The following is a 25,873-nucleotide window of genomic DNA, read 5'->3' as shown; positions in this document are numbered from 1 at the left end:
AATGACGGAGCCCGCCCCCTCGGTGAGGGGACGGGCTCCGCATGGTGGTGGGTACTGCGCGCGTCAGCTCTTCAGCATGCCCCGCAGGACGTACTGCAGGATGCCGCCGTTGCGGTAGTAGTCCGCCTCACCGGGGGTGTCGATGCGCACCTTCGCGTCGAACTCGACGGTCTCGCCGGAGGGCTTCGTGGCGGTCACGTGCACCGACTTCGGGGTCTTCCCGTCGTTCAGCTCGGTGATGCCGGCGATGTCGAAGGTCTCGGTGCCGTCGAGCCCGAGGCTCTTCGCCGACTCGCCGTCGGGGAACTGCAGCGGGACGACGCCCATGCCGATCAGGTTCGAGCGGTGGATCCGCTCGAAGGACTCGACGATGACGGCGCGCACGCCCAGGAGCGCGGTGCCCTTGGCCGCCCAGTCACGCGAGGAGCCGGAGCCGTACTCCTTGCCGCCCAGCACGACCAGCGGGGTGCCCTGCGCGGCGTAGTTCTGCGCGGCGTCGTAGATGAACGACTGCGGGGCCCCGTCCTGGGTGAAGTCGCGGGTGTAGCCACCCGAGACGTCGTCGAGGAGCTGGTTGCGCAGCCGGATGTTCGCGAACGTGCCGCGGATCATCACCTCGTGGTTGCCGCGCCGCGAGCCGAAGGAGTTGTAGTCCTTCTTCTCGACGCCGTGGGAGTCCAGGTACTCCGCGGCCGGGGTGCCCGGCTTGATCGCACCGGCCGGCGAGATGTGGTCGGTGGTGACCGAGTCGCCGAGCAGCGCGAGCACGCGGGCACCGGAGATGTCGGTGACCGGGTCCGGCTCGCCCTTCATGCCCTCGAAGTACGGGGGCTTGCGGACGTAGGTGGACTTCTGGTCCCACTCGAAGGTCCGGCCCTCCGGGGTGGGCAGCGCGCGCCAGCGGTCGTCGCCGCGGAACACGTCGGAGTAGCTCTTGGTGAACATCTCCGAGGTGATCGAGGAGTCCACGACCGCGTTGATGTCCTCGGTCGAGGGCCAGATGTCGCGCAGGAAGACGTCGGCGCCGTCCGAGTCCTGGCCCAGGGGCTGGTTCTCGAAGTCGAAGTCCATCGTCCCGGCCAGCGCGTAGGCGATGACCAGCGGCGGGGACGCCAGGTAGTTCATCTTGACGTCGGGGTTGATCCGGCCCTCGAAGTTCCGGTTGCCCGAGAGCACCGAGACGACGGTGAGGTCGTTGTCGTTGACCGCGGCCGAGATCTCCTCCGGCAGCGGGCCGGAGTTGCCGATGCAGGTGGTGCAGCCGTAGCCGACCAGGTTGTAGCCGAGCTTGTCGAGGTAGGGCCAGAGACCGGCCTTCTCGTAGTAGTCGGTGACGACCTGGCTGCCCGGGGCCATCGAGGTCTTGACCCACGGCTTGGTGGTCAGGCCCCGGTCGACGGCGTTCTTGGCGAGCAGCGCGGCACCGAGCATGACGCTCGGGTTCGAGGTGTTGGTGCACGAGGTGATCGAGGCGATCACCACGGCGCCGTGGTCAAGCACGAACTCACCGCGCGAGTCCGACTTCACGGTGACCGGCTTGGACGGGCGGCCCTCGCAGCCGTCCGCGGCCGACATGATGACCGGCGCGGCGTCGTCGTCGGCGAAGGAGAGCGCCGGGGCGTCGCTGGCCGGGAAGGACTCGTTCGACGACTCGTCGACGCCGGCGAGCGGGCTCGGGGCCACGCCGTCGTCGGTGTAGTCGTGCACGGTCTTGCGGAACGCCGGCTTGGCGTCGGTCAGCTCGATGCGGTCCTGCGGGCGCTTCGGGCCGGCGATCGACGGGACGACCGTCGACAGGTCCAGCTCCATCGTCTGGGAGTACACCGGCTCGTGGTCCGGGTCGTGCCAGAGGCCCTGCTCCTTGGCGTAGGCCTCGACCAGCGCGATCTGCTCGGCGGAGCGGCCGGTCAGCTTCAGGTAGCGGACGGTCTCGTCGTCGATCGGGAAGATCGCCGCGGTCGAGCCGAACTCCGGGCTCATGTTGCCGATGGTGGCGCGGTTGGCCAGCGGCACCGCGCCGACGCCGGCGCCGTAGAACTCGACGAACTTGCCGACGACGCCCTGGCGACGCAGCATCTCGGTGATCGTGAGCACCACGTCGGTGGCGGTCACGCCGGTCGGGATCTCCCCGGTCAGCTTGAAGCCGAGCACCTGCGGGATGAGCATCGAGACCGGCTGGCCGAGCATCGCGGCCTCGGCCTCGATGCCGCCGACGCCCCAGCCCAGCACGCCCAGGCCGTTGACCATGGTGGTGTGGGAGTCGGTGCCGACCAGGGTGTCGGGGTAGGCCTGGCCGTTGCGCGGCATGACCACGCGCGCCAGGTTCTCGATGTTGACCTGGTGCACGATGCCGGTGCCGGGCGGGACGACCTTGAACTCGTCGAAGGCACCCTGGCCCCAGCGCAGGAACTGGTAGCGCTCCTTGTTGCGGCCGTACTCGAACTCGATGTTCTTCTCGAACGCGTCGGCGGTGCCGAAGAAGTCGATCATAACCGAGTGGTCGATGACCAGCTCGGCGGGCGCGAGCGGGTTGACCTTGGACGGGTCGCCGCCCATCTCGGTCACGGCCTCGCGCATGGTCGCCAGGTCGACGACGCAGGGCACGCCGGTGAAGTCCTGCATGATCACCCGGGCGGGGGTGAACTGGATCTCGGTGTCCGGGTCGGCCTGCGGGTCCCAGTTCGCCAGGGCGTTGATGTGGTCCGCCGTGACGTTCGCACCGTCCTCGGTGCGGAGCAGGTTCTCGAGCAGGACCTTCAGGCTGAACGGCAGGCGCTTCGAGCCCTCCACCGCGGAGAGCCGGAAGATCTCGTAACCGGTGCCCCCGACGTCGAGCTGTCCTCTGGCGCCGAAGCTGTCGGTGCTGGCCACTTGGTGGTCCTCCCGTGGTGGTGGGCGGTCGCTTGTCCGGTGCGGTGAGCCCGCCCCGCCTCGCGGGGGAGGAGGTGCTCACCTGCGTGGTGTCGGAGTCTCGCGCACCGCCGCGTCGGCAGCAGCGCGGACCCTCGTACCGCAAATAGTACGCCTGTCCTATAAGCCTGGCGAGGCGGGTGTGGCCGGGGTCGCGGTGCCGTCGGGCGGGTGGGGTCCCCCGTGCGGTGGACGGGTCCGGTGTGTCGCACGGGGTTCGGGTGACACGAGTGGCACTGTTCCCAGTCGATTCCCCGTCGATCCCGCCCGCCCCCCGGAAGGACCTCCCCGTGACGCGCCAGCCGCCGGCGACCCTCGTCGTGGTGGCCGCGCTCGTCGCGGTCGCGCTGGCCTCGCCCGGGGTGGGCGCGGCCGCGACCGCCGTCGTGCCCGCCGCCGCGGTGCTCCCGGCGCAGCCCCCGCCCCCGCCGCCGCCCAACCCCGGCGACGACGAGCTGGAGCGCAGCCGCCAGTCGGTGCAGGACCGGGCCGCCGAAGTCGGCAGGCTCACCGCCCGCCTCGCCGAGCTCGACACGCAGGCCGAGCAGCTGCAGATGGAGGTCGCGGGGCGCAACGAGGAGGCACTCGCCGCCCGGGACACCGCCGACGCCGCCGGCCGCGAGGCCGAGACCGCCGCGGCCCGGGCCGCCGACGCCCGCGCCGCGACCGAGGCCGCGGGCCGCGCCGTCGACGACGCCCGCACCCGGATCGACGCCTTCGTCGGCGACGTCTACACCCACGGTCTCGACCTGGGCCCGCTCGGCCTGCTCTCGCGGGCGACCGACCCGCAGGACCTGATGGACCGGGCCCGGCTCACCGACGCGCTGAGCGAGGACCAGGCCGCCGTCCTGGAGCAGCTCCAGCAGGCCCGCATCGCCCAGGCCAACGCCGACTCCCTCGCCCGCGCGGCGCAGGAGGAGGCCGACCGGCGCCGCGCCGACGCCGAGCAGGCGTCCGCGGCGGCCGACTCCGCCGTCGACGAGGCCGTCGCGGCCGCCGACGCCCAGCAGACCCGGCTCGACGCGGTGCACACCGAACGCACCGACGTGCAGTCGCGGCTCGACGCCGCCGAGAACGCCGACGCCGGGCTGCGCGCCCAGCGTCAGCGCTACGAGGCGTGGCGGGCCGAGCAGGCCCGGCTCCAGGCCGAGGCCGACCGGCGGGCCCGGGAGGAGGCGGCGTCGCGGGTCGCGCAGGAGTCCGCGCCGTCGGACGGCCCCGCGCCGCGGCGCACCGGGTCGGCGGCGATCGAGACCGTGATCGACCGGGCGATGGCCCAGCTCGGCACCATCTACGCCTGGGGCGGCGGCAACTCGCGCGGACCGACCCGGGGGATCCGCGACGGCGGCGTCGCCGACGCCCACGGCGACTTCCGCAAGGTCGGCTTCGACTGCTCCGGGCTGATGCAGTTCGCCTTCGCCGGGGTCGGCATCAGCCTGCCCCGCTACAGCGGCAACCAGGCCAACGCCGGGCAGCTGGTGCCGATCTCGGACATGCGGCGCGGGGACATGCTGTCCTGGGCCGAGGGCGGTCGCACCCACCACATCGCCATCTACCTCGGCGACGGGAAGATGCTCGAGGCCCCGTACTCGGGCGCGAGCGTGCGGGTCACCCCGGTCCGCTACGACGGCCTGAACAAGGTCACCCGGCTGCTCTGACGGCCGCGGCCTCGCCGGCCAGCTCGTCGAGCACCAGCCGCACCGCGGGCCGGGTCACCGCACCGCGGGTCACGGCCCGCACCAGGCGGGCGGCCCGCACCCCGGCGAGCGGGCGCAGAGCGAGCCGGGCGCCGTCGCGGTGGTCGGTGGAGTAGCGGGGGAGCAGCGCGACGCCGTGCCCGTGTGCGACGAGCTCCTCGGTGACCGAGAAGTCGTTGATCCGCTGCACCACCCGCGGCACGGTGCCGGTGACCAGCGCGAGCGAGTTGAGCACGTCGTCGACCGGCCACCCGACGGCGACCGAGATCCAGTCGGCGTCGACGAGGTCGGACAGGTGCACCTCGGCACGGTGGGCCAGCGGGTGGTCCGGGGGCAGCGCGACGTCGAGGGGCTCGCGCAGGAGCGGGTGCACGGTGAGCCGGCCCGTGCGCAGCGGATCGAACCGTTCGTCGTGGTGGGTGACGACGACGTCGGCGTCGGCCGCGGCGGCCGGTACCTCCTCCGGGCGCAGGTCGAGGTCGCGGCAGGACAGCGCCAGCCCGGGGTGGGCCGACGCCCGGCGCAGCAGCCCGGGCAGCAGCAGCCGGGCCGCCGACGGGAAGAACACCACCCGCACCGTGCCCAGCGGCTGCTCGCGCAGGCCCGCGGCGGTCTCCTCCAGCCGGCCCAGCGCGTCGAGCACCTCCTGCGCCCCGTCGACGACGGCCCGCCCGGCCGCGGTGAGCCGCAGCCCGCGCCCGTCCGGCGCGGTCAGCTCCAGGCCCGCCTCCCGGGACAGCGCCTTGAGCTGCTGGGACACCGCGGACGGGGTGAAGTTCAGCGCCGCGGCGACGGCGGTGACCGAGCCGCGGTCGGCGAGCTCGCGCAGGATCCGGAGCCGCCGCACGTCCATGCAGGAACGCTACAACATCGTTTCAGTTCTAGTCGCTGGTCTGCACGGTCCCGGGACGGCAGCGTGGACGCCGTGACCGTTCGTGACCGCCTGCTCGCCGTCGTCGTCGCCGTGTTGTGGGGCGCCAACTTCATCGCCATCCACGTCGGGCTCGGGCACTTCCAGCCGCTGTTCCTGGCCGGGCTGCGGATGCTCGTGCTCGCGGTCCCGACGGTGCTGCTCGTGCCGCGGCCGCGGGTGCCGCTGCGCTGGCTCGTCGGCTACGGGCTCGGGTTCGGCACGGTGCAGTTCCTCTTCCTGTTCCTGGGGATGTACGCCGGGATGCCGACCGGGCTCGCGTCGCTGGTGCTGCAGGCGTCGGGGCCGTTCACGCTCGTGCTGGGCGCGCTGCTGCTGCGCGAGAGGGTGACGCCACGGCAGTGGGCGGGGATCGGCGTCGCCGTCGTCGGGCTGGGGTGCATCGCCCTCGCCCGCGCCCAGTCCGCGGCGCTGCTGCCGGTCGTGCTGACCCTGCTCGGCGCGCTCGGCTGGGCGGCCGGGAACCTGTGCAGCCGCCTGGCCCAGCGCGACGGCGAGGCGGTCAACCCGCTGCACCTGACGCTGTGGATGACCGTCGTGCCGCCGGTGCCGATGCTGGCCGCCTCGGCCGTGGTGGAGGGTCCGGGCGCCTGGGGCGACGTCGTCGCGATGGTGACCCCCGACGGCGTCGCCGGGCTGGTCGCGCTCGTGTACCTGTCGCTGGTCGCGACGGTGCTCGCCGCGGGGATCTGGACCGGGCTGATGCGCCGCTACCCGGCGGGGCTCGTCGCGCCGCACTCGCTGCTCGTGCCGGTGGTCGGGATGAGCCTGGCGATGGTGCTGCTCGGGGAGCGGCCGTCGGTGACCGAGCTGGTGGCCGGGGCGGTGGTGGTCGGCGGGGTGCTGGTGGCGTCCGCGCCGGCCCGGCGTCGGGTAGAGGTGACGGTATGAGGCTGCGCTACACGACCCTCGTGGTCGACGACTACGACGCCGCGATCACCTTCTTCGTCGACGTGCTCGGCTTCGAGCTGGTCGAGGACTCGCCCGCGACGACCTCGACGACCGGGGCGGCGAAGCGCTGGGTCGTCGTGCGTCCGCCCGGCGCCGACACCGGCCTGCTCCTGGCCCGCGCCGACGGCGACCGGCAGCGGGCCGCCGTCGGTGACCAGTTCGCCGGGCGGGTGGGGCACTTCCTGGAGGTCGACGACGCCGCCGCGGAGTACGAGCGGCTCGTGGCACTCGGGGTGGAGTTCGAGGGACCGCCGCGGGTGGCGGCCTACGGCACGGTCGCGGTGTTCCGCGACGTCGCCGGGAACCGGTGGGACCTGCTGTCCGGGCCGTGAGTCAGGCGCGCCGGCGCCGCCGGCGGTTGCGGCGACGGCGGCTCGGGACGAGGAACGCCGCCGCGGTCCCGACCAGGGCGACGACCCCGAGCGCGACGAGGGCCGTCACGAACGCACCCGTCGACACCGTGGTCGCCGGGGGCTCGGGCGGTGCCGCGGGTACGGCCGCGACCTCGTGGGTGGCGGTGCAGATGTTGTCCTCGTACGGGCTCGCCGGGTTCAACGGGTGGAACTCGTAGCGGGTCCCGGTGGCGTACGACCGGTCGACCGTGGTCGCGGTGTTCGGCAGTGGGTTCGAGGAGCCGACGACCTGGACGTCGCGGCCGTCGTCGGTGCGGACCTGCGCGACGCGGCCGTCGGCGGAGGTCGAGGCGACGGTGCCGGTGAACGCGTGCTCGGAGCGGAGGGGGCCGGGGACGCACGACGTGCGGGCCGACGGTCTCGCGGTCTCCCCGGCCGCATCCGTCGCGCCGGCCGGGCTCGTCGGGGCGAGGAGCGCCAGGGCGACGAGCAACGGGACGGCGAGACGGGGCACGGGGTCATCCTCGCGCGTGCGGGGGTCGCGCGCCTCCGCCGTCCAGCCGAGTGGCCGGGTCCGGGACGCCGTCTTCGGAGCGGAGCTCGAGTCGTGGTGGGACGGCCCGGCCGTCGAGGCACGACCGCCGTGCTCCGGCGGGCGCGTCGGTCGGGGGCTCGGGGAGTGGCCGCGGGGGCGCGAGGCCCAGGCGTGATGAGGCCGAGGAGATGGCGGCGCGAGCTGGTGCGCGGGGATCGTCCGCTGCCGGGCTGCGGCGGACGGCCGGATGCGAGCGCCGAACGACCTGGAGACGCCCAGCCAGGAGACCTATAATCGAACGTATGATCGATCAGGTGGACGTGCTGGACGTGGTGAGCCACACCGATCCCGCCGACGACCCGGCCTGGCTCGAACACCGGCGCCGCCGCGAGGCGGTGGAGGAGGCGACCCGGTGCCCGCACGGTCTCGCGATCGACCTGTGCGGCGAGATGTGCGGTCCCGAGCCCCCGTCCGACCGCTCCGGCGGGATCGACGACGTCGCCTGGGAGGCGCTGCGGTGCCTCGTCGCCGGAGCCCCGACCGACCGGCTCACCGACCTGCAGGTGCTCGACGTCCTGGAGGGCGCCGAGCACTGGGTGCGGCGCTCGACCGCCCTGCGGATGCGGTCGGTCGCGCAGATCGCGGAGCGCCACCCGGCCGGGAGCGGCGCCGCGCCGCCGGGCGCGGACCCGCGCGCGGTGCAGCCCGTCTCGCGGTGGATGCCGGACCAGGTGGCGATCGTGTTGCGGGTCCCGCGCGACCACGCACGGTCGCTGATCGGGCAGGCGCAGCGGTTCGCCCAGGTGCTGCCGGAGACCCTGGCCGCGTGGGAGTCGGGGGCGATCGATCAGGGCGCCGCCGAGGCGATCTCGTCGTCGACCCTCGTCCTCGACGACGAGCGCGCCCGCCGGGTGCAGGCCGCGGTCCTCCCGGGCGCTCCGGAGGCGCACCGCCGGTTGCTGCGGGACCGGCTGCGCCGCCACATCGCCCGGGTCGACCCGGACGGTGCCCGCGAGCGCCATGAACGGGCCCGGTCGGAACGGCGGATGTCGATCTCCCCGGGTGACGACGGCATGGGCTCGCTGTGGCTGGGTGGCACCGCCGCGCAGGTGGAGGCGTCGTGGCAGTGCGTCGACCGGCTGGCGCGCTCCCTGGACGACCCGTGCGACGACCGCACCCTGGACCAGAAGCGCGTCGACCTCGCCCACCAGCTGCTGCAGGGCACGCTGACGCTCACCGACGTCGGCACGGTGCGGGACGGGCTCGGCGCGGACGGGAAGGGCGCCGACGAGGACGGCCTGCTCGCAGCGGTCGCGCGGGTGCTCGCCGCGAAGCCGGACCCGGAGGAGGCGGTGGGGCGCCGTCCGCTGATCCAGGTCGTCGTCCCGCTCAGCACGCTGATGGGTGGTGCGGCACCGGCCGAGCTGGTCGGGCACGGCCCGATCCCCGCCGACCTCGCCCGGGCCCTCGCCGCCGGCGGTGTGTGGCAGCGGCTGGTGACCGACCCGCTGTCGGGCACGGTGCTCGACGTCGGACGCACCCGCTACCGCCCGCCGGTCGCGATGGCCGACCACGTCCGGGCGCGGGACTGCACCTGTCGCGGCCCCGCGTGCAGCCGCCGGGTCCGCGACCTCGACCACCACCGCCCCTGGGCGGCCGGGGACGGGCCGACCAGCGCGGAGAACCTGTTCGGGCTGTGCCGGGCCGACCACGCGCTGAAGGACGCGCCGGGCTGGCAGGTGCTCGCCGGGGCCGACGGCAGCCTGACCTGGGTGGCACCGTGCGGCCGCCGGGCGACGACGCGGCCGTTCGACCACCGGGTCTTCACCGATCCGCTGCCGGACGCGGCCGACCACGACGCCGACGCTGTCGTAGCGCCCTTCTGAGCGCTGCTCAGGCCGCCGGGGCGGCGAGCTGCCAGGACACGCCGAAGCGGTCCTCGACCCAGGCGAAGGGACCGAAGCCGTAGTCGTCGAGCGGCATGAACTCCCGCCCACCGGTCGCGAGGGCCGCCAGCAGCCGCTTCTGCTCGTCGCCGGACTCGCAGTCCACCCACAGCGAGACGGCGGGGGAGAAGTCCCACTGGTGCACCGGCGGGCTGTCGCTGCACCGCAGGCGCTGCCCGGCGACGACGAACTCGGCCAGCGCCACCGCGGTCGGGTCGTCGGGGCGGTGGGTGACCGAGACGATCTCGCCGTCGTCGAACAGGGAGGTCCAGAACTCCATCGCCTCGCTCGCGCTCGGGCCACGCGGCGGCTGGAAGGTCAGGAACGGCAGGGCACGGGCGGGCATCGGTCCTCCGGCGGGACGGGGCGGGTGGGCGTGTCCGAAACCGGGCGACACGGACACCTGCCGATGGATAGGCTCGAACCATGGCACGAGGCATCTGGTCGCAGAAGGTCCGCTCCGCCCGCTGACGGCGGCGCCCCTCCCTTCGTCCTCGCGACGTCGCACGCGCGTCCGCCGTCCCGGTCCCCGCCGGGCGGCGCATCCCGTGCTGCCCGGCTCCGATCTCGGATGCCGCGGAGCTCTCTCGTGCACACCACCCCCGAACCGTCCTCACCCCTGCCCGCCCTCGACGCCGGCGCGGCCGCCCACGTGCGTGCCGAGGACGTCGTCGTCACCCGCGGGTCGCACCGCGTCCTCACCGGCGTGACGCTGACCGTCTCCGCCCGCTCGCGGCTCGCCGTCGTCGGCGAGAACGGGCGCGGCAAGTCCACGCTCCTGCACGTCCTCGCGGGCCTGCTCGTCCCGGACGCCGGGGTCGTGCACCGCGCCGGCACCGTCGCCCTGGCGCGCCAGGAGGTGCCCGCCCGCGACGGCGAGACCGTCGGCACCCTGACCGCGGAGTCCCTCGCCGCCCCGCGGACGGCGCTGCGCGAGCTCGACGCGGCGACCGCGGCGCTCACCGACGGCGCGCCCGGCGCCGACGACCGGTTCGCCGCCGCCCTGGACACCGCGACCCGGCTCGACGCCTGGGACGTCGAACGCCGCGTCGACGTCGCCCTCGGCGCGCTCGGCGCCTGCACCGACCGCACCCGGCCACTGGAGACGTTGTCGGTGGGGCAGCGCCACCGCGTGCGGCTGGCATGCCTGCTCGGTGCCCGCCACGACGTCCTGCTCCTCGACGAGCCCACCAACCACCTCGACGCCGCCGGGCTCGACTTCCTGACCCGCACCCTGCGCGCGCACCCGGGCGGGCTCGCCGTGGTCAGCCACGACCGGGCCCTGCTGCGCGACGTCGCCGAGGAGTTCTGCGACCTCGACCCGAGCCGCGACGGCACGCCCCGGCTCACCGCGGGCGGCTACGACGGCTGGCGGACCGCGCGGGACCGGGCCCGCGCCGCCTGGGAGGCCGAGCACGCCGAACAGCAGGCCGAGCACCGTCGCCTCGCCGACGCCGTCGCCACCGCGCGGGACCGGCTCTCGACCGGCTGGCGCCCGGACAAGGGGACCGGCAAGCACGCCCGCCAGTCCCGGGCCCCGGGGGTGGTGCAGGCACTGCACCGGCGCCGCGCCGAGCTCGATGCGCACCGGGTCGACGTACCGGTGCCGCCGTCGTCGCCGCGGTGGCCCGACCTCGACGTGCGCCCCGGCGCGCCCCAGCTGCGTGCGCACGGGGTCGGCGTGCGGGGCCGGCTCGCCGGTCCGGTCGACCTGGTCCTCGACGCGGGCGACCGGCTGCTCGTGACCGGGCCGAACGGGGCCGGGAAGTCGACGCTGCTGGCCGTGCTGGCCGGGGTGCTCGCTCCGGACGCCGGGGCGGTGCGCACCGCGCGCGGCGCCCGGGTCGTCCGGCTGGGGCAGGAGACCGCGGTGCTCGACCCGCGGCGGCCCGCGCGTGCCGTGCTGGAGCACACCGGTGGTGGCGCCCACGGCCTGCTCGACGCGGCGGCGCTGCGGACCCCGGTGGGCCGGCTGTCGGAGGGCCAGCGACGCCGGCTCGACCTGGCCCGCGCGCTGGCGGAGCGCCCGACGACGCTGCTGCTCGACGAGCCGACCAACCACCTGTCCGCGCGGCTCGTGGACGAGCTCACCGGGATGGTCCGGGACACCCCGGCGGCCGTCGTCGTCGCCACCCACGACCGGCAGCTGCTGCGCGACCTGGCCGACTGGCCGCGGCTGGAGCTCGGCCCGGCCGGGTGATCAGGGCCGGAGCCCGGCCTCGACGGCGTCGAGGGTGCGGCGCAGCCCGGAGTCGAACAGCGGCTCGCCGCCGCCGGGCCCGCGCACGACGGCGCCGCCGAGCAGCCGGGACAGCACCGGCAGCCCCTCCGCCCGGCCGGAGCGGCGGACGTCGTCGAGGGTGGGCAGGCGGTCCCCGGCCAGGGCCGCCGCGCCCCGGACGTAGCCGTGCAGCAGGTGCAGCACCTCGACGGCCGCGTGCAGCGGGTGCCCCGCCCCGACGACGTGTGCCAGCAGCGCCTCCGACCACGCGCACTCGGCGGGCCCGGTGGCGCGGGGACCGGCGAGCAGCCCGACGGTCCACGGGTGCTCGTCGAGCACGTCGCGCAGGGCGGTCGCCCAGATCTCGCAGCCCAGCCGCAGCCCGCAGCCCGACAGGTCCGGCGGCTCGCCCAGCGCGACGTCCAGGACGAGGTCGACCAGCGCGTCCTTGCCGGGCACGTGCCGGTACAGCGACATCGGCGCCGAGCCCAGCTCGCGGGCCAGTCGCGGCATCGACACCGCGGCCAGCCCGTCGGCGTCGGCGAGGTGCAGCGCCGTGGCGACGATCGACCCGCGGTCCAGCGTCCGGCGCACCGGGGCCGGGGGAGCGGCCCAGCGGGGGTCGTCGGCGGCGGTCACGGCGTCGATCATGCCACGCACCTCGTAGACAGCCCTACGCACGCTGCGTAAGCCCTACGCGTACCGCGCCGGGAGGAGCGGCGGTCTGCGGTTCGTAGGGTGTCCCGATGGAGTTGTGGGAGGTCGGGGTCATCGCGCTGGCCGGGCTCTGGGCGGGGTTGATCAACACCGTCGTCGGGTCCGGGACGCTGGTGACCTTCCCGGTACTCGTGGCGCTGGGCTTCCCCCCGGTGACGGCGACGACGTCGAACGCCATCGGCCTGATCACCGGCTCGATCACCGGCGCCGTCGGCTACCGCAAGGAGTGGGCCGGGCACGGCCGCCGCCTCGCGAAGTACGGCGTCGCGTCGTTCCTGGGGGCCGTGGTCGGTGCGGCGCTGCTGCTGTCGCTGCCGCCGGACGCGTTCGAGACGATCGTGCCGGTCCTGGTCGGCACCTCGGTGCTGCTGGTCGCCGTGCAGCCCCTGCTGGCCCGCCGGCTGCGCGACCGCCCGCGTCCGGACCGGACCGGCTCGCCGGTGCTCTACGTGCTGGTGTTCCTGGTGGGCGTCTACGGCGGCTACTTCACCGCCGCCCAGGGGATCATGCTGGTCGGGGTGATGGGGCTGCTCGTCGCGGACCCGCTCCAGCGGCTCAACGCCTTCAAGAACACCCTCGCCTCGGTCGTGAACATCGTCGCCGGGGCGATCTACGCCGTCGTCGCACCGGTCGACTGGACGGTCGTCGGGATCATCGCGGTCAGCTCGATCGTCGGCGGGCTGCTCGGGGCGAAGGTCGGCCGCAGGCTGCCGCCCGCGGTGCTGCGGACCGTGATCGTCGTGATCGGGGTCGCGGCGATCGTGTTCCTGCTGGTGGAGTGAGCGCCCGGAACTGTCGGGGGTGTCTGCTCTCCTGGGGTCGTGGACGACGACCGCGCCGCCGAGCTGGCCGTGGCCCTCGCCGCGCTGGCCGGTCGTGAGATCGGTCCGGCCGAGGCGCGGGCCGTGGTCGCGCACGCCCACGACCTGACCCCGGCCCGGGCGAACACGGTCTGGACCCGGCACCGGGCGGCGCCGCGGACCGTGTCGCTGCGCGACTACCTGGCGATGACGATCCGGTTCGCCGCGCAGGACCCCGCCGCGGGTGGGCCCGGCGGCCCGGAGCCGCACGCCTCACCGGATCCACACGGCCGACACGGTGGGATGGGACCGTGAGCACGACTGCCTCGACCGGTCCGGACCCGATCACCCCCGCCCGCGACGCAGAGCGGCTCGAGCGTGCGGTGCTCGAGGTGAAGCGGGTGATCGTCGGCCAGGACCGCCTCGTCGAGCGGATGCTGGTGGGGCTCCTCGCGAAGGGGCACCTGCTGCTGGAGGGCGTCCCCGGCGTCGCGAAGACCCTCGCCGTGGAGACCTTCGCGACGGTCGTGGGCGGCAGCTTCTCCCGCCTGCAGTTCACCCCCGACCTGGTGCCCGCCGACATCCTCGGCACCCGCATCTACCGGCAGGGCCGCGAGGAGTTCGACGTCGAGCTCGGTCCGGTCGTCGCGAACTTCGTGCTCGCCGACGAGATCAACCGCGCCCCGGCCAAGGTGCAGTCGGCGATGCTCGAGGTGATGGCCGAGCGCAAGCTCTCCCTCGCCGGTCGCGACCACCCGATGCCCGACCCGTTCCTCGTGCTCGCCACCCAGAACCCGATCGAGAACGAGGGCGTCTACCCGCTGCCCGAGGCGCAGCGCGACCGCTTCCTGTTCAAGCTGATCATCGAGTACCCGGGCGTCGAGGAGGAACGGGAGATCATCTACCGGATGGGGTCCACCCCGCCGGTGCCCTCCCAGATCCTCACCCCCGAGGAGCTGGTCCGGCTGCAGCGCACCGCGGCGGACGTGTTCGTGCACCACGCCCTGGTCGACTACGTCGTGCGGCTGGTCGTCGCGACCCGGCTGCCGTCCGAGCACGGCCTGTCCGACGTCGCGTCCTGGATCGCCTACGGCGCCTCGCCGCGCGCGTCGCTGGGCATCGTGTCCGCCGCCCGCGCGCTGGCCCTGGTCCGCGGCCGGGACTACGTGCTCCCGCAGGACGTGCTCGAGGTCGCCCCGGACGTGCTGCGCCACCGCCTGGTGCTGTCCTACGACGCGATCGCCGACCAGGTGCCGGTCGACCACATCGTCACCCGGGTCCTGCAGACCGTGCCGTTGCCGCAGGTCAGCGCCCGTCCCGGGGGAGGTCCCGAGGGAGCGTCGACGGCGTGGCCGCCCGCACCGGGTGCCGGCCAGGGCCCGGCGTGACGGCGGGGTCCGCCGACCTCGTCCGGCTCGAGGCATCCCTGCGGACCCTGGAGCTCACCGTCCGGCGCCGGCTGGACGGGCTGCTCCAGGGCAACCACATCGGCCTGCTGCCCGGGCCCGGCACCGAGCCCGGTGACGCGCGGCCCTACCAGCCCGGCGACGACGTCCGCCGGATGGACTGGTCGGTCACCGCCCGCACCACCGCGCCGCACGTGCGCGAGACCGTCGCCGACCGCGAGCTGGAGACCTGGGCGGTGGTGGACCTGTCGCGCAGCATCGACTACGGCACCGCCCGCACCGACAAGCGGCACCTGGCGCTGGCCGGGCTCACCGCGGTCGCCCAGCTGACGACCGGCGGCGGGAACCGTCTCGGCGCCGTCGTCGCGAACGGGGAGTCGACGCTGCGGCTGCCCGCCCGCGGCGGACTGGCGCACGCCCGCGGCCTGGTCCGCCGGGTCGCGACGATGCCGCCGGCGCCCGAGGGCACCCGCGGCGACCTGTCCGGTGCGCTCGACGAGCTGCGCCGCCCGCCGCGCCGGCGCGGGCTGGTCGTCGTGGTGTCGGACTTCCTCGGCGAGCCCACCTGGGAGCGGTCGCTGCGGGCGCTCTCGGCCCGCCACGAGCTGCTCGCGATCGAGGTCGTCGACCCGCGGGAGCTGGAGCTGCCCGACGTCGGGACCGTCGTGCTCGCCGACCCCGAGACCGGGCGCCAGCGCGAGGTCGACACCACGCCGCTGCTGCGCCGCGAGTTCGCCGCCGCCGCCTCCGAGCACCGCGACCGGGTGGCCACCGCGCTGCGCCGCTGCGGGGCCGGGCACCTGACCCTGCGCACCGACACCGACTGGGTGGCCGACATCGTGCGGTTCGCCGTCGCCCGCAAGCACGCCGCCGCTCCGCGGAGGCTCGCGTGACGTTCACCGCCCCCTGGTGGCTGCTCGGGCTGCTCGTCGTCGCCGCGCTCGCGGTGGCCTACGTGTGGCTGCTGCGGCGGCGCCGTCGCGACGTCGTGCGGTTCACCAACCTGGAGCTGTTGGAGTCGGTCGCCCCCAAGCGGCCGGGCCGGTGGCGGCACCTCCCGGCGATCGCGCTGATCGCGGCGCTGGCGGTGCTCACCGTGGCGCTCGCCGGGCCGCAGGCGATGGCGAAGGTGCCGCGCAACCGGGCCACGGTGATGCTGGTGATCGACGTGTCGCTGTCGATGAAGGCCACCGACGTCGCCCCGACCCGGCTGGCCGCCGCGCAGGCCGCGGCCAAGCAGTTCGCCGACCAGCTGACCCCCGGCGTCAACCTGGGGCTGGTGTCCTTCGCCGGGACGGCGGCGGTGCTCGTCTCGCCCACGACCGACCGCAGCGCGGTCAAGAACGGCGTCGACAACCTGCAGCTCGCCGAGTCCACCGCGACCGGCGAGGCGATCTTCACGGCGATGCAGTCGATCGACACCTTCTCCCGCTCGCTGCAGGGCGGCCCGGACGCGGCGGGTGTGCCGCCACCGGCGCGGATCGTGCTGCTCTCCGACGGCACCCAGACCGTGCCGGGGCCGGACGGGGAGACGGAACCGCGCGGCTCGTTCACCGCGGCCGCCGAGGCGAAGAACCGCGGCATCCCGGTGTCCACGATCTCCTTCGGCACCAGCTACGGCACGATCGAGCTCGACGGCGGGCGCACCCCCGTCGCCGTCGACGACGCCTCGATGGAGCGCATCGCGCAGCTGTCGGGCGGCCGGTTCTTCACCGCCGCCACCGAGTCCGAGCTGCGCGCGGTCTACTCCGACCTGTCCGAGGAGCTCGGCTACGAGGAACGCGAGGTCGACGCGAGCAGGCCCTGGATGATCGGCGGGTTCGTGCTCCTGATCGGCGGGCTCGGCGCGGGCATCCTGCTCGGCAGGCGACTGCCGTGAGGGTGATCTCCGCTCGCGGGTACCGGCCGGTAGTGCGTTAGGTTCACCCCCCGTGGGACGTAGCGTGCTCGTGACCGGAGGAAACCGCGGCATCGGCCTGGCGATCGCACAGGCGTTCGCGGCCGAGGACGACCAGGTGGCGGTGACGTACCGCTCCGGGAAGGACGACATCCCCGACGGGCTGTTGCCGGTGCACTGCGACGTCACCGACGCCGAGTCCGTCGACGCCGCGTTCACCGAGGTCGAGGCCGCGCACGGCCCGGTCGAGGTGCTGGTGTCCAACGCCGGCATCACCGACGACGGCCTGCTCATGCGGATGGCCGAGGAGTCCTTCACCAAGGTCGTCGACGCCAACCTCACCGCGGCCTACCGGGTCGCGAAGCGGGCCTCGCGCGGGATGCTGAAGGCCAAGAAGGGCCGGATGATCTTCGTCTCGTCGGTCGTGGGCCTCTCCGGCTCGGCCGGGCAGGTCAACTACGCCGCCTCGAAGTCCGGGCTCGTCGGCCTGGCCCGCTCGGTCGCCCGCGAGCTGGGCAGCCGCGGCATCACCGCGAACGTCGTCGCCCCCGGGTTCGTCGACACCGACATGACCCGCGCGCTGCCCGAGAAGCGGCGCGAGGAGATCCTCGGGACCATCCCGCTCTCCCGCTACGCCGACACCGGCGAGATCGCCTCGGTCGTCGCCTTCCTCGCCTCGCCCGGCGCCGGCTACGTCACCGGGGCGGTCGTCCCGGTCGACGGCGGCCTGGGCATGGGTCACTGAGCGACGTCCGCGGAGCGGACATCGACACCGTGGCCACCGGCCCGGCCACGCAGAACTCTCGAAAGGACGTCATGGGACTGCTCGACGGCAAGCGGCTGCTGATCACCGGTGTGATCACCGACGCCTCGCTGGCCTTCCACTCCGCCAAGATCGCCCAGGAGCAGGGCGCGGAGGTCGTGCTCACCGGTTTCGGCCGGATGCGGCTGGTCGAGCGGATCGCGATGCGGCTGCCGAAGCCCGCACCGGTCGTCGAGCTGGACGTCTCGGACCAGGAGCAGCTGGACTCGCTCGTCGAGCGGATCACCCCGCACCTGGGTGACGAGCCCCGCCTCGACGGCGTGCTGCACTCGATCGGGTTCGCCCCGGCCGGTGCGCTCGGCGAGGGCGCGTTCCTCAACGCGCAGTGGGAGGACGTCGCCACCACGATCCAGGTGTCGGCGTACTCGCTGAAGTCCCTGGCGATGGCGTGCAAGCCGCTGCTCGGCCCGGGCAGCTCGATCGTCGGCATGGACTTCGACAACCGGCAGGCGTGGCCCGCCTACGACTGGATGGGCGTCGCGAAGTCCGCGCTGGAGTCGGTCACCCGCTACCTGGCCCGCGACCTGGGCCGCGACGGCATCCGGGTCAACCTGGTCGCCGCCGGCCCGGTGAAGACGATGGCCGCCAAGTCGATCCCGGGCTTCTCCGCGTTCGAGGACGTGTGGGACAAGCGCGCCCCGCTCGGCTGGGACATGAACGACCCGGTGCCGGTCGCCAAGACCGTGTGCGCCGCGCTGTCGGACTGGATGCCGACCACCACCGGTTCGATGATCATGGCCGACGGCGGGGTGCACGCCGTCGGCGTGTGAGGCCGAGGAGCGCGCGCACCGGGTGGCGTCGATAATCGGGACCGTGCCCGAACAGCCCTGCTCCGACCCCGATGCCATCCTGGTGCTCAGCTTCGGCGGCCCCGAGGCCCCCGACGAGGTCCGCCCGTTCCTGGAGAACGTGACCCGGGGGCGCGGGGTCCCGCCGGAGCGCCTCGACGCCGTCGAGGAGCACTACCAGCACTTCGGCGGGGTCTCGCCGATCAACGCCCGCAACCGCGAGCTGATCGCGGCGATCGCCGCGCGCACCGAGCTGCCGGTGTACTTCGGCAACCGCAACTGGCGGCCCTTCGCCGAGGACACCGTGCGCGAGATGACCGAGGCCGGAGTCGAGCGGGCGCTGGTCTTCGCGACCAGCGCCTACGGCGGCTACTCCGCCTGCCGCCAGTACCACGAGGACATCTCCCGGGCCCGGGACGCGGTCGGTGACGCGGCCCCCGAGCTGGTCAAGCTGCGCCACTTCTACGACCACCCGGACTTCGTGCGCGCCAACGCCGACGCCGTGCGGACCGCGTGGGTGCAGCTGCCCGAGGACCGTCGCGAGGCGGCGCGGCTGGTGTTCACCGCGCACTCCATCCCGACCTCGGCCGACGCGGCCGCCGGGACCCCGGCCGACGGCGGGCACCGCTACTCCCGCCAGGTCGCCGAGGCCGCGGCGCTGGTCGCCGCCGAGGTGGGCGTCGACGAGTTCGACGTCGTCTGGCAGTCCCGCTCCGGTCCGCCGCAGGTGCCGTGGCTGGAGCCCGACATCGTCGACCACATCGACGACCTGCACGCGAAGGGCGTGCCCGCGGTCGTCGTCGCGCCGGTCGGGTTCGTGTCCGACCACGTCGAGGTCGTGTGGGACCTCGACAACGAGGCGGCCGAGCGTGCCGCCGAGCACGGCATGGGCTTCGCCCGCGCTGCCACCGCCGGACCCGACCCACGCTTCGCCGACATGGTGGTCGAGCTCGTGCGGGAGCACTCCGACGGCGTGCCCGCCCGGCGGCTGGGCACCGGCCCGTCCGCCGGGTGCACCCGCAACGGGGCGCCCTGCGCGGTCGACTGCTGCGTGCCGCAGCGGCGGCCCGCCCTGCCGAGCTGATCAGCGGCGCCGCACCCGGGCCAGATGGGCGGGGGCCTCGACCCGGGTCCCGGCCGGCTCGCCGTAGGACCCGGCCAGGCCGGCGGTCACGACCCCCCGGTAGGACGCCGGTCCGACGGTCTCCACCGTCCAGTCCGGCCCGGTGAACGCGGCCCGGATGTCGGCCGCGTCGATCACCGGGCCGAACTCGGCGGCGGCGCCGGTCCGGGCCAGGGCGAGCACGTGCACCACGCCGCCGGGACGCACCACCCCGGCCAGTGCGCGGGCGTAGCGGGCCTGGTCACCGGGGTCGAACAGGTGGAACAGGGCACTGTCCACCACCGTGTCGAACGGGCCGAGGCCGTCCGGGGCGAGCGCGTCGGCGACGACGAACCGGGCGTCCACCCCCGCGGCCGCGGCCCGCCCCCGGGCCCGCCGGACCGCGGTCGGGGCGGCGTCGGCGCCGAGCACGTCGTACCCCAGCCCGGCGAGCAGGATCGTGTGCTCGCCGCTGCCGCAACCGGGGTCGAGGACGGTCCCGGTGACGGCGCCGTCGCGGGCCAGCGCGGCGACGACCGGCTGCGGCTCGTCGATGACCCAGGGCGGGTCGCCGTCGCGGTAGGCCTGCTCGAAGCGGGCCACGGGTGGTGTGGTGTCCATGAGTGCTCCCCCGCCGGTGGTGACACGGGGGAGCGTCGGGGATGAACCCGGGTTCAGGTCAATCGGGCCGCGGTCAGATCCGCGCCCACGCCCGCGCGAGCAGCTCGTAGGACCGCAGGCGGTCCTCCAGGGTGGGGGCGACGGTCTCGACGACGAGCTCGTCGGCCTCCGCGGCCTCGACGATCGCGGCGAGCCGGCGCGCGACGGCGTCCGCCCGGCCGACGACGCGGGTCCGCAGGCGGTCGTCGAGCGCGACCTGCTCGTCCGGGTCCAGCGGGGGGAGACCGGCCCGCTCGTCGGCGGTGGGGTAGTGGTGCGCGCCGGCGTCGAGGGCCAGCCCGCGCAGCCAGACGTCGTAGCCGGAGCCCAGCGCGGCGGCCTCGTCCTCGGTGTCCGCGGCCAGCGCCGACACCGCGATCGCGACGTGCGGGCGGTCCCGGTAGGGGCCCGGTACGAACCGCTCGCGGTACAGGTCGATCGCCTCGAGCACGGTGGTCGGCCGGGAGAAGTAGGCGACGCCCATCGGCAGCCCGTTGCGCGCGGCGTACTCGGCGCTCTCGCCCGCGCCCGCCGCGTGCACCCAGACCTGCGGGGTCACGGCGTCGAGCAGGTCGACCGGCGTGCCCTGCAGCCCCGGCTCCTTGCCGGCGAGCAGACGCAGGAGCTGGTCGCAGCGCCCGGTGAAGGTGCCCAGGCCGCGTTCGAGCAGCCGGGCCTCGACGTGCGGGCGGTCGTGGTCGAGCCCGACGGTGCGCGGCGTGCGGGCGGCGACCGACCGGCCCAGCCCGAGGTCGGTGCGGCCACCGGACAGCGCGGACAGCAGCGTCGCGTCCTCGGCCATGCGCAGCGGCGGGTGGTAGGCGACCAGGGTCGCGGCGACGCCCAGCCGGATGCGGTCGGTCCGGGCCGCGAGGTGCGAGAGCAGCAGCATCGGGCTGGTCGACCCGAGTGCCGGGTTGAGGTGGTGTTCGCCGACCCAGTAGCGCAGCATGCCGAGCGACTCGACGTGGCGTGCGAGCACGACCGCGTCGGAGACGACGTCGGTGGCGGTTCCGCCGGGCCGGACCGGGTTCAGGTCCAGGCACGACAGCGGGATCGTGGACAGGGTGCACTCCAGCGACAGGCGGGGTGCACGGAGTCGGCACCGGGATCGTTCGAATCTAGAGCCGCCGCGGGCAGGGGGTCAACGCGCCGGGGGCCGTGGCGTCGGGACTCACCTTGTCAAGGAATCATTGACGCCTACGCGCGGTCAACCGAGCGGCGACACCCGCCGGCCGCGGAGCCGGGGGAGGGGAGGCCGGCTCGCGCGGTCGGGCCGGGACGGCCGTCACCGGGCGCGGGGTGCCGGTGGGGTCCCGCCGGTGCGGATCATCGGACGGTTCCGCGGTCCGGTCGGGCCGGTGCGACGACGGGGCGCCGGCCGCGCCTCGGCTCCCGGGCCCGGTCCGGTGTCGACGGCGCACGTCGGTGGTGTCGGGACACGGTCGCGTGCCGCCGGGGGTCGACGGGTTCCCGCGCCGATCGGGTCCAGGCCGGGAGGTCCGGGGCGACCGCACCGGCAGGAGCTGCACCGGCCGACGAGCGGCCCGCCGGTGCGATCGACGGCGCCAGCCACCCCGGCTCGTCGACGCGTCGTGGTCCTTCGTTGTCAATGAAGCATTGACGCCATCGAATCGTCGACGAAACGACGACGACCGAACTGCCTGGACCCTGAGGGGCCAGCGCCGGCCGGGGAGGTCCGGTGACGCCGGCCGGGGGACCGGTGTGCGGGGCGGTGCCCGCCCCGGGTCAGCGGGGTCGCTCGGCGGCCCGGTCCAGTGCGTCGACGAGGGCGTCGGTGAACGCCCCGGCGCCGCCGTGCCCGGCGTCGTCGATGATCTGCAGCTCGCTGCCCGGCCAGCGCCGGTGCAGGTCCCAGGCGATGTCCGGGGGTCCGCTGACGTCGTACCGGCCGTGGACCAGGGTCCCGGGGATCCCGGCGAGCCGGGTCATGCCGCGGAGCAGGGCGCCGTCGGGGAGGAACGCGGCGTGCCGCCAGTAGTGCGTGACCAGCCGGGCGAAGACGAGCCGGAACGCCGGGTCCTCGTAGCGTCGGCTCGGCAGGTGGCCCGGTGCGAGGGAGACGTGGGTGTCCTCCCAGCGGCACCACTCGCGGGCGGCGTCCTCGCGGACGGCCGGGTCGGGGTCGGCGAGCAGGGTCGCGTAGGCGTCGACGAGACGGGTGCCGCGCAGGTGGGCGGGCACGGCGTCGGCGAAGCGGTCCCACGCGGCGGGGAAGATCCGGCGCATGTCCTCGGTGACCCAGCGGATCTCCCGCTCGGTCGTCGTCACGACCGCGGCGAGGACGAGCGCGTCGACGCGCTCCGGGTGGGCCTGGGCGTAGGCGAGGGCGAGAGTGCTGCCCCAGGAGCCGCCCTGCACGACCCAGGAGGGGACGGCCAGCAGCTCGCGGAGCCGCTCGATGTCGTCGAGGAGCAGCTGTGTGGTCTGGGTGCGCCCCAGGTCGACGGCGGGGTCGGAGGCGAGCGGCCTGCTGCGGCCGCAGCCGCGCTGGTCGAGCAGCACGATCCGGTACCGCTCGGGGTCGAAGTACCGGCGGGCCCCGGCCGAGGCGCCCGATCCGGGTCCGCCGTGCAGGTGCAGGGCGGGTCGCCCGTCGGGGTTGCCGCAGGTCTCCCAGTACAGGGCCTGGCCGTCGTCGGTGGTGAGGGTGCCGGCGTCGTAGGGCTCGATCGGCGGGTGGAGGGGCACGGCTACAAACCTGCCAGCAGGGCGGCGGAGTTGTCCTCCCAGGCGTTGTCGATGCGGATGTAGGCGCCCACGGTGGCCAGGGAGCGGTGCCGGGTCTGGTGGGCGATGGCCCGGTCGGAGGCGCCGCGCTGGTGGGCGTAGGTGACGTGGCCCGCGCGCAGGGAGTGCGCCGACCAGGGGCCGGGGCCGATGTCGGCACGGGCGACCGCGCGCTGGACGATCTCGTTGACCGACTCCGGGTGCAGCGGCCGGTCGGTGACCCGGTTGCCGCGGGTGACCTTGCGCAGCACCGGGCCCTCGGTGATCCCGGCGGCGTCGAGCCAGGTCCGCAGCGCGGTGACCGGGCAGCGCGCGGCCCGGTGCGCGTGCGGGAGGACGACGAGCTCGGGCTCGGTGCCGTAGGGGTTGGTCTTGGACCGGGGGATCGACAGGACGCGGCCGCGCGGGTGGTCGGCGACGTCGGCGACGGTGAGCGCGGCCAGCTCGGAGCGGCGCAGCGCGGAGAAGAACCCGACCAGCAGCAGGGCCCGGTCGCGCAGGCCGGCGAGGTCGTCCTCGCCCGCGCGGGTCGCGTAGCTGCGGGTGGTGGGGCAGGCGTCGACGACGTCGTCGAGGTCGGGGGGCATCAGCGGACGGGCCTGGACCGGCGGGGCGCCGTGGGTGCGGCGGATGCCCTCCCAGACGGCGGTGACGCGACGGGCGTCGGTGGGGTCGGGCAGGTCGCGCATAACGTGCACGAACCGGATCGAGGACAGTCGGCGGCTGATGGTCCCGACCTTCGCCCCGGCCCCGGCGAGCTCGGTGATGTAGCCGGACAGCGCCTCGGGGGCGGCGGGCAGCGCCGCGTGCCCGTGCCGGTCGCACCAGCCGCTGAACTCCCGCCAGTCCGAGGCGTAGCCGCGACGGGTGTTGGCCGACCGGGCGGCCGCGACGTAGGCGGCCTCCTGCTCGGTCAGCGGGAGGTCCACCTGCGGCGCGAGCAGCTCGGCGCCGGGCACGCCGGTGCGGGCGGGGTCGGTCACGGGGTCATCCTGCCGGTCCCGGTGCCCGCGCCACGATCACCACTCCCGGGCCGGTCCGCTCGTCGGGGTGCAGGAGGAGCTCGGCCTCGGGGTGCAGCCCGGCCCGCCCGAGGAGGTCGCGCAGCTGCTCGGGCCGCCACAGGTGGGTGGTCCAGCGGACGGGCACGCCGCCGTAGCACTCGGTGCGTTCGACCTCGCCGTCGCCGACGTGGGTCGCCAGGATCAGCCGCCCACCGGGGGCGAGGGCACGGGTGAAGGAGGCCAGGACGTGCGGCAGGACGTCGCGGGGCAGGTGGAACAGCGACCACCAGCCCAGGACCCCGGCGAGCGAGCCGTCGGGGACCGCGAGCTCGGTGGCCGAGCCGACCGAGAACCGGCAGTGCGGGTACAGCCGCCGGGCGTGGGCGACCATGGCGGGGGAGAGGTCCACCCCGGACGCGTCGACGCCGCGCTCCACGAGGTGGGCGGTGACCTGCCCCGGCCCGCAGCCGATGTCGAGAACCGGCCCGCGGCCCGCGACGGCGTCGGCGAAGGTGTCCATGGCGGCCCGGAGCCAGGGGTGGGTGCGGACGTCACCGAGGCCGGTGGTGACGACCATGTCGACGTAGTTGTCGGCGACGCGGTCGTAGGAGTCGCGGACGGCGTCGAGGTCGGCGGGGCGCGGGACCGGGGGCACGGTCAGTGCACGACCGCGGCGACGACGAGCAGTGCCGCGGCGAACGCCGCGGTCACCACCCAGCCCTGCCAGGTCTGCGGGCGCAGTCCCCACCCGACCCGCTTCGGCCCGAACCACGGTGTCCTGTCCATCGCTGCTCCTCCCGCCCGGTTCCCGGCCAGGCTAGCGCCGGTCAGGCCCCGCGCCGCCGCCGCCGGGCGCGCGCGGTGTGGCGGAGCTCGTGCTGGTGGTGCACGGCGCGCCGGACGATGTCGACGACCTCGTCGTCGTCGACGAGGTAGATCTGCCGCCTGCCCTCGCGCCGGGCACGGACCCAGCCGGCCAGCTTGAGCTTGCCCAGGTGGTGGCTGACCGTCGCGACCGAGTGCCCCAGCTCCTCGGCGAGGGTCCCGACGTCGCGTTCGCCCGAGGCCAGCAGCCACATGATGTGCAGGCGGACGGTGGCCGAGAGCATGCCGAAGGCGGCGGCGGTCTCGTGCAGCAGCTCCTCGGGCGGTGGGTCCGCCGGGCCCGGCGGGGGAGGGTCGGCGGGCAACCGGGCTCCTTCCGTGCGGTGTCGTCGCACGTGACGACGGTCAAACATTCTCACAACCGTTTGATCGTTGCAGCTCGATACGGTCTACTGGTCGTGCAGCCGGTCCGCGGGACGCAGCGGGTCCGGAACGTCCACAGGGGAGGTGAGCCGGGTGTCCGACGAGGGGAACAGTACGTACGACCACGTGGGTCCCCGGCCCTACCGGGAGACACCGGGCTGAGCCCGGCGGTCCACGTGGTGTCCGAGGCCTCGACCACGCCTCCGCCGACGGGACCGCCCCACACCGTGGTGCCCGCGCACCGGCCCTGACGGCCGGCGCCCTCCCGTGCGCGCGCCCGCTCCACCGCCGTCCGGCGGCCGGTGCCCGCCGCGCGGCGGCCGGTGCCCGCCGCGCGGCGGCGGAGGTGGTCCGGGCCGTCCACCTCCGCACGAACGAGAGCGAGTACGACGATGACGACCGTCGAGATGCTGCTGCGTCTGGGAGCCGGTGTCGGCCTGGGCACGGTGATCGGGTTCGAACGGCAGTACCGGGCACGGATGGCCGGGCTGCGCACCAACGCACTGTTCGCCGTGGGCGCCACGCTGTTCGTGCTGCTGTCGGCGCACGGGTTCGGCGGACTGTCCGACGCCGGCAGCGCCGACCCCACCCGGGTGGCGGCCCAGATCGTGTCCGGGATCGGGTTCCTCGGCGCCGGGGTGATCCTGCGCGACGGCCTGACCGTGCGCGGCCTCAACACCGCGGCGACCCTGTGGTGCTCGGCCGCGGTCGGTGCACTGTCCGGGGCCGGGCTCTACCAGGTCGCCGCCGCGGGAACCGCCGTCGTGGTGGTGGTCAACCTGGCGCTGCGCCCGCTCGGGAGGGCGATCGACCGCCGTCCCGAGGCCGGTGACGAGACCCCGACCGTCTACAGCTTCCACGCGGTGACCCGCGACGACGCCGAGGCCCACGTGCGGGCCCTGCTCGTCCAGGCGCTGGGGCGCACCGACTTCCGGCTCGCGTCGGTGCGGTCGAGCAACACCCCGACCGAGGGCTATGTCGAGGTCCGCGCCGACCTGTCCGCCGACCACCGCGACGACACCCAGATGGAGTCCGCGGTCAGCAGGCTCTCGCTCGAGCCCTCGGTGACCAGCGTGCGCTGGGACGTGCGGACCCCGGCCCGCGACACCGGCGCGGCGAGCTGAGCCCCGCGA

26 protein-coding genes are annotated in these 25,873 nt (G+C 74.9%); 14 read left to right on the top strand and 12 right to left on the bottom strand.

Translation table 11 applies throughout. The features are described 5' to 3' along the window. Positions 1-63: 63 nt before the first annotated feature. On the bottom strand, positions 64-2,871 hold the full coding sequence (locus tag KPL57_RS48905) for an aconitate hydratase (protein ID WP_226357268.1): 2,808 nt from the start codon (positions 2,869-2,871) through the stop codon (positions 64-66). Positions 2,872-3,200: 329 nt separating this feature from the next. Here KPL57_RS48905 and KPL57_RS70840 point away from each other — a divergent pair, with 329 nt between their 5' ends. Beyond that, positions 3,201-4,568 (top strand): NlpC/P60 family protein, encoded by a 1,368-nt coding sequence (locus KPL57_RS70840; RefSeq protein WP_226357267.1) that lies wholly within the window; start codon positions 3,201-3,203, stop codon positions 4,566-4,568. Here KPL57_RS70840 and KPL57_RS48895 read toward each other — a convergent pair. Beyond that, positions 4,552-5,460, bottom strand: a complete 909-nt coding sequence (locus KPL57_RS48895; protein ID WP_226357266.1) for a LysR family transcriptional regulator — start codon at positions 5,458-5,460, stop codon at positions 4,552-4,554. The genes KPL57_RS70840 and KPL57_RS48895 overlap by 17 nt on opposite strands. 72 nt (positions 5,461-5,532) lie before the next feature. Between KPL57_RS48895 and KPL57_RS48890 the strand changes: the two genes are divergently transcribed. Further along, complete coding sequence (locus tag KPL57_RS48890; protein ID WP_226357265.1) at positions 5,533-6,429, top strand: EamA family transporter; 897 nt, start codon at positions 5,533-5,535, stop codon at positions 6,427-6,429. Beyond that, complete coding sequence (locus tag KPL57_RS48885; RefSeq protein WP_226357264.1) at positions 6,426-6,821, top strand: VOC family protein; 396 nt, start codon at positions 6,426-6,428, stop codon at positions 6,819-6,821. The genes KPL57_RS48890 and KPL57_RS48885 overlap by 4 nt, the downstream gene beginning before the upstream one ends. 1 nt (position 6,822) lies before the next feature. Here the strand turns inward: KPL57_RS48885 and KPL57_RS48880 are convergent, their stop codons facing one another. After that, positions 6,823-7,356, bottom strand: a complete 534-nt coding sequence (locus KPL57_RS48880) for a hypothetical protein (protein WP_226357263.1) — start codon at positions 7,354-7,356, stop codon at positions 6,823-6,825. A 323-nt stretch (positions 7,357-7,679) separates the two neighbouring features. Here KPL57_RS48880 and KPL57_RS48875 point away from each other — a divergent pair, with 323 nt between their 5' ends. Beyond that, entirely contained in the window at positions 7,680-9,263 is a 1,584-nt protein-coding gene (locus tag KPL57_RS48875) for an HNH endonuclease signature motif containing protein (RefSeq protein WP_226357262.1), read from the top strand. 7 nt (positions 9,264-9,270) lie between these two features. Here the strand turns inward: KPL57_RS48875 and KPL57_RS48870 are convergent, their stop codons facing one another. Beyond that, positions 9,271-9,669, bottom strand: coding sequence for a VOC family protein (locus tag KPL57_RS48870; RefSeq protein ID WP_226357261.1), 399 nt, complete (start codon positions 9,667-9,669; stop codon positions 9,271-9,273). Between the two features lie 243 nt (positions 9,670-9,912). Between KPL57_RS48870 and KPL57_RS48865 the strand changes: the two genes are divergently transcribed. Beyond that, positions 9,913-11,523 carry an ABC-F family ATP-binding cassette domain-containing protein gene (locus tag KPL57_RS48865; RefSeq protein WP_226357260.1) on the top strand — a complete coding sequence of 537 codons (1,611 nt, stop codon included), beginning with the start codon at positions 9,913-9,915 and terminating at the stop codon, positions 11,521-11,523. Here KPL57_RS48865 and KPL57_RS48860 read toward each other — a convergent pair whose 3' ends face one another. After that, on the bottom strand, positions 11,524-12,195 hold the full coding sequence (locus KPL57_RS48860) for a TetR/AcrR family transcriptional regulator (RefSeq protein ID WP_226357259.1): 672 nt from the start codon (positions 12,193-12,195) through the stop codon (positions 11,524-11,526). A 95-nt stretch (positions 12,196-12,290) separates the two neighbouring features. On the opposite strand from KPL57_RS48860, the gene KPL57_RS48855 reads away from it, so the two are divergent. The 8 genes from KPL57_RS48855 (at position 12,291) to KPL57_RS48820 (ending at position 19,059) form a co-directional block, all read left to right on the top strand. Then, the gene (locus KPL57_RS48855; RefSeq protein WP_208820818.1) at positions 12,291-13,043 is read left to right on the top strand and encodes a sulfite exporter TauE/SafE family protein; all 753 of its coding nucleotides are present in this window, start codon (positions 12,291-12,293) and stop codon (positions 13,041-13,043) included. A gap of 39 nt (positions 13,044-13,082) precedes the next feature. Then, a complete protein-coding gene (locus KPL57_RS48850; RefSeq protein ID WP_226357258.1) occupies positions 13,083-13,376 on the top strand; it encodes a hypothetical protein in 294 nt (97 codons plus the stop codon). Next, entirely contained in the window at positions 13,373-14,449 is a 1,077-nt protein-coding gene (locus tag KPL57_RS48845) for a MoxR family ATPase (protein WP_226357257.1), read from the top strand. The genes KPL57_RS48850 and KPL57_RS48845 overlap by 4 nt, the downstream gene beginning before the upstream one ends. After that, positions 14,446-15,360 (top strand): DUF58 domain-containing protein, encoded by a 915-nt coding sequence (locus KPL57_RS48840; RefSeq protein WP_226357256.1) that lies wholly within the window; start codon positions 14,446-14,448, stop codon positions 15,358-15,360. The genes KPL57_RS48845 and KPL57_RS48840 overlap by 4 nt, the downstream gene beginning before the upstream one ends. Further along, a complete protein-coding gene (locus tag KPL57_RS48835; protein ID WP_226357255.1) occupies positions 15,357-16,346 on the top strand; it encodes a VWA domain-containing protein in 990 nt (329 codons plus the stop codon). Before KPL57_RS48840 ends, KPL57_RS48835 begins: the two co-directional genes overlap by 4 nt. Before the next feature lie 52 nt (positions 16,347-16,398). Continuing rightward, positions 16,399-17,109: a 3-oxoacyl-ACP reductase FabG gene (gene fabG / locus KPL57_RS48830; protein ID WP_226357254.1), complete on the top strand. Its 711-nt coding sequence runs from the start codon at positions 16,399-16,401 to the stop codon at positions 17,107-17,109. A gap of 71 nt (positions 17,110-17,180) precedes the next feature. Continuing rightward, entirely contained in the window at positions 17,181-17,957 is a 777-nt protein-coding gene (gene fabI, locus KPL57_RS48825; protein ID WP_226357253.1) for an enoyl-ACP reductase FabI, read from the top strand. 43 nt (positions 17,958-18,000) lie between these two features. Continuing rightward, positions 18,001-19,059 (top strand): ferrochelatase, encoded by a 1,059-nt coding sequence (locus KPL57_RS48820; protein WP_226357252.1) that lies wholly within the window; start codon positions 18,001-18,003, stop codon positions 19,057-19,059. On the opposite strand, the gene KPL57_RS48815 is transcribed toward KPL57_RS48820, so the two are convergent. From KPL57_RS48815 to KPL57_RS48790, 7 genes are all read right to left on the bottom strand, one after another. Beyond that, positions 19,060-19,698 (bottom strand): bifunctional 2-polyprenyl-6-hydroxyphenol methylase/3-demethylubiquinol 3-O-methyltransferase UbiG, encoded by a 639-nt coding sequence (locus KPL57_RS48815; RefSeq protein ID WP_226357251.1) that lies wholly within the window; start codon positions 19,696-19,698, stop codon positions 19,060-19,062. A gap of 73 nt (positions 19,699-19,771) precedes the next feature. Continuing rightward, positions 19,772-20,779, bottom strand: a complete 1,008-nt coding sequence (locus tag KPL57_RS48810; RefSeq protein WP_264199545.1) for an MsnO8 family LLM class oxidoreductase — start codon at positions 20,777-20,779, stop codon at positions 19,772-19,774. Between the two features lie 707 nt (positions 20,780-21,486). Beyond that, on the bottom strand, positions 21,487-22,449 hold the full coding sequence (pip, locus tag KPL57_RS48805; protein ID WP_226357250.1) for a prolyl aminopeptidase: 963 nt from the start codon (positions 22,447-22,449) through the stop codon (positions 21,487-21,489). A gap of 2 nt (positions 22,450-22,451) precedes the next feature. Next, positions 22,452-23,471 (bottom strand): site-specific integrase, encoded by a 1,020-nt coding sequence (locus KPL57_RS48800; RefSeq protein ID WP_226357249.1) that lies wholly within the window; start codon positions 23,469-23,471, stop codon positions 22,452-22,454. Between the two features lie 4 nt (positions 23,472-23,475). Continuing rightward, a complete protein-coding gene (locus tag KPL57_RS48795; protein WP_226357248.1) occupies positions 23,476-24,147 on the bottom strand; it encodes a class I SAM-dependent methyltransferase in 672 nt (223 codons plus the stop codon). A gap of 2 nt (positions 24,148-24,149) precedes the next feature. Continuing rightward, positions 24,150-24,278, bottom strand: coding sequence for a hypothetical protein (locus KPL57_RS68015; protein ID WP_255655316.1), 129 nt, complete (start codon positions 24,276-24,278; stop codon positions 24,150-24,152). 41 nt (positions 24,279-24,319) lie between these two features. Beyond that, complete coding sequence (locus KPL57_RS48790; RefSeq protein ID WP_226357247.1) at positions 24,320-24,682, bottom strand: helix-turn-helix transcriptional regulator; 363 nt, start codon at positions 24,680-24,682, stop codon at positions 24,320-24,322. A 450-nt stretch (positions 24,683-25,132) separates the two neighbouring features. Between KPL57_RS48790 and KPL57_RS48785 the strand changes: the two genes are divergently transcribed. After that, complete coding sequence (locus KPL57_RS48785; RefSeq protein ID WP_226357246.1) at positions 25,133-25,864, top strand: MgtC/SapB family protein; 732 nt, start codon at positions 25,133-25,135, stop codon at positions 25,862-25,864. Positions 25,865-25,873 lie beyond the last annotated feature (9 nt).

Source organism: Pseudonocardia sp. ICBG601 (genome assembly GCF_020496245.1).
The sequence above is the reverse complement of the archived record's forward strand: the minus strand, read 5'-3'. Positions and strand labels throughout refer to the sequence as shown.

Excerpts from the sequence above, each read along its gene's own strand:
- KPL57_RS48895 (WP_226357266.1), bottom strand. The coding sequence starts at position 5,460 with ATGGACGTGCGGCGGCTCCGGATCCTGCGCGAGCTCGCCGACCGCGGC.
- KPL57_RS48875 (WP_226357262.1), top strand. The coding sequence starts at position 7,680 with ATGATCGATCAGGTGGACGTGCTGGACGTGGTGAGCCACACCGATCCC.
- KPL57_RS68015 (WP_255655316.1), bottom strand. The coding sequence starts at position 24,278 with ATGGACAGGACACCGTGGTTCGGGCCGAAGCGGGTCGGGTGGGGACTG.
- KPL57_RS48870 (WP_226357261.1), bottom strand. The coding sequence starts at position 9,669 with ATGCCCGCCCGTGCCCTGCCGTTCCTGACCTTCCAGCCGCCGCGTGGC.
- KPL57_RS48860 (WP_226357259.1), bottom strand. The coding sequence starts at position 12,195 with ATGATCGACGCCGTGACCGCCGCCGACGACCCCCGCTGGGCCGCTCCC.
- fabI (WP_226357253.1), top strand. The coding sequence starts at position 17,181 with ATGGGACTGCTCGACGGCAAGCGGCTGCTGATCACCGGTGTGATCACC.
- KPL57_RS48785 (WP_226357246.1), top strand. The coding sequence starts at position 25,133 with ATGACGACCGTCGAGATGCTGCTGCGTCTGGGAGCCGGTGTCGGCCTG.
- KPL57_RS48815 (WP_226357251.1), bottom strand. The coding sequence starts at position 19,698 with ATGGACACCACACCACCCGTGGCCCGCTTCGAGCAGGCCTACCGCGAC.
- KPL57_RS48885 (WP_226357264.1), top strand. The coding sequence starts at position 6,426 with ATGAGGCTGCGCTACACGACCCTCGTGGTCGACGACTACGACGCCGCG.
- KPL57_RS48855 (WP_208820818.1), top strand. The coding sequence starts at position 12,291 with ATGGAGTTGTGGGAGGTCGGGGTCATCGCGCTGGCCGGGCTCTGGGCG.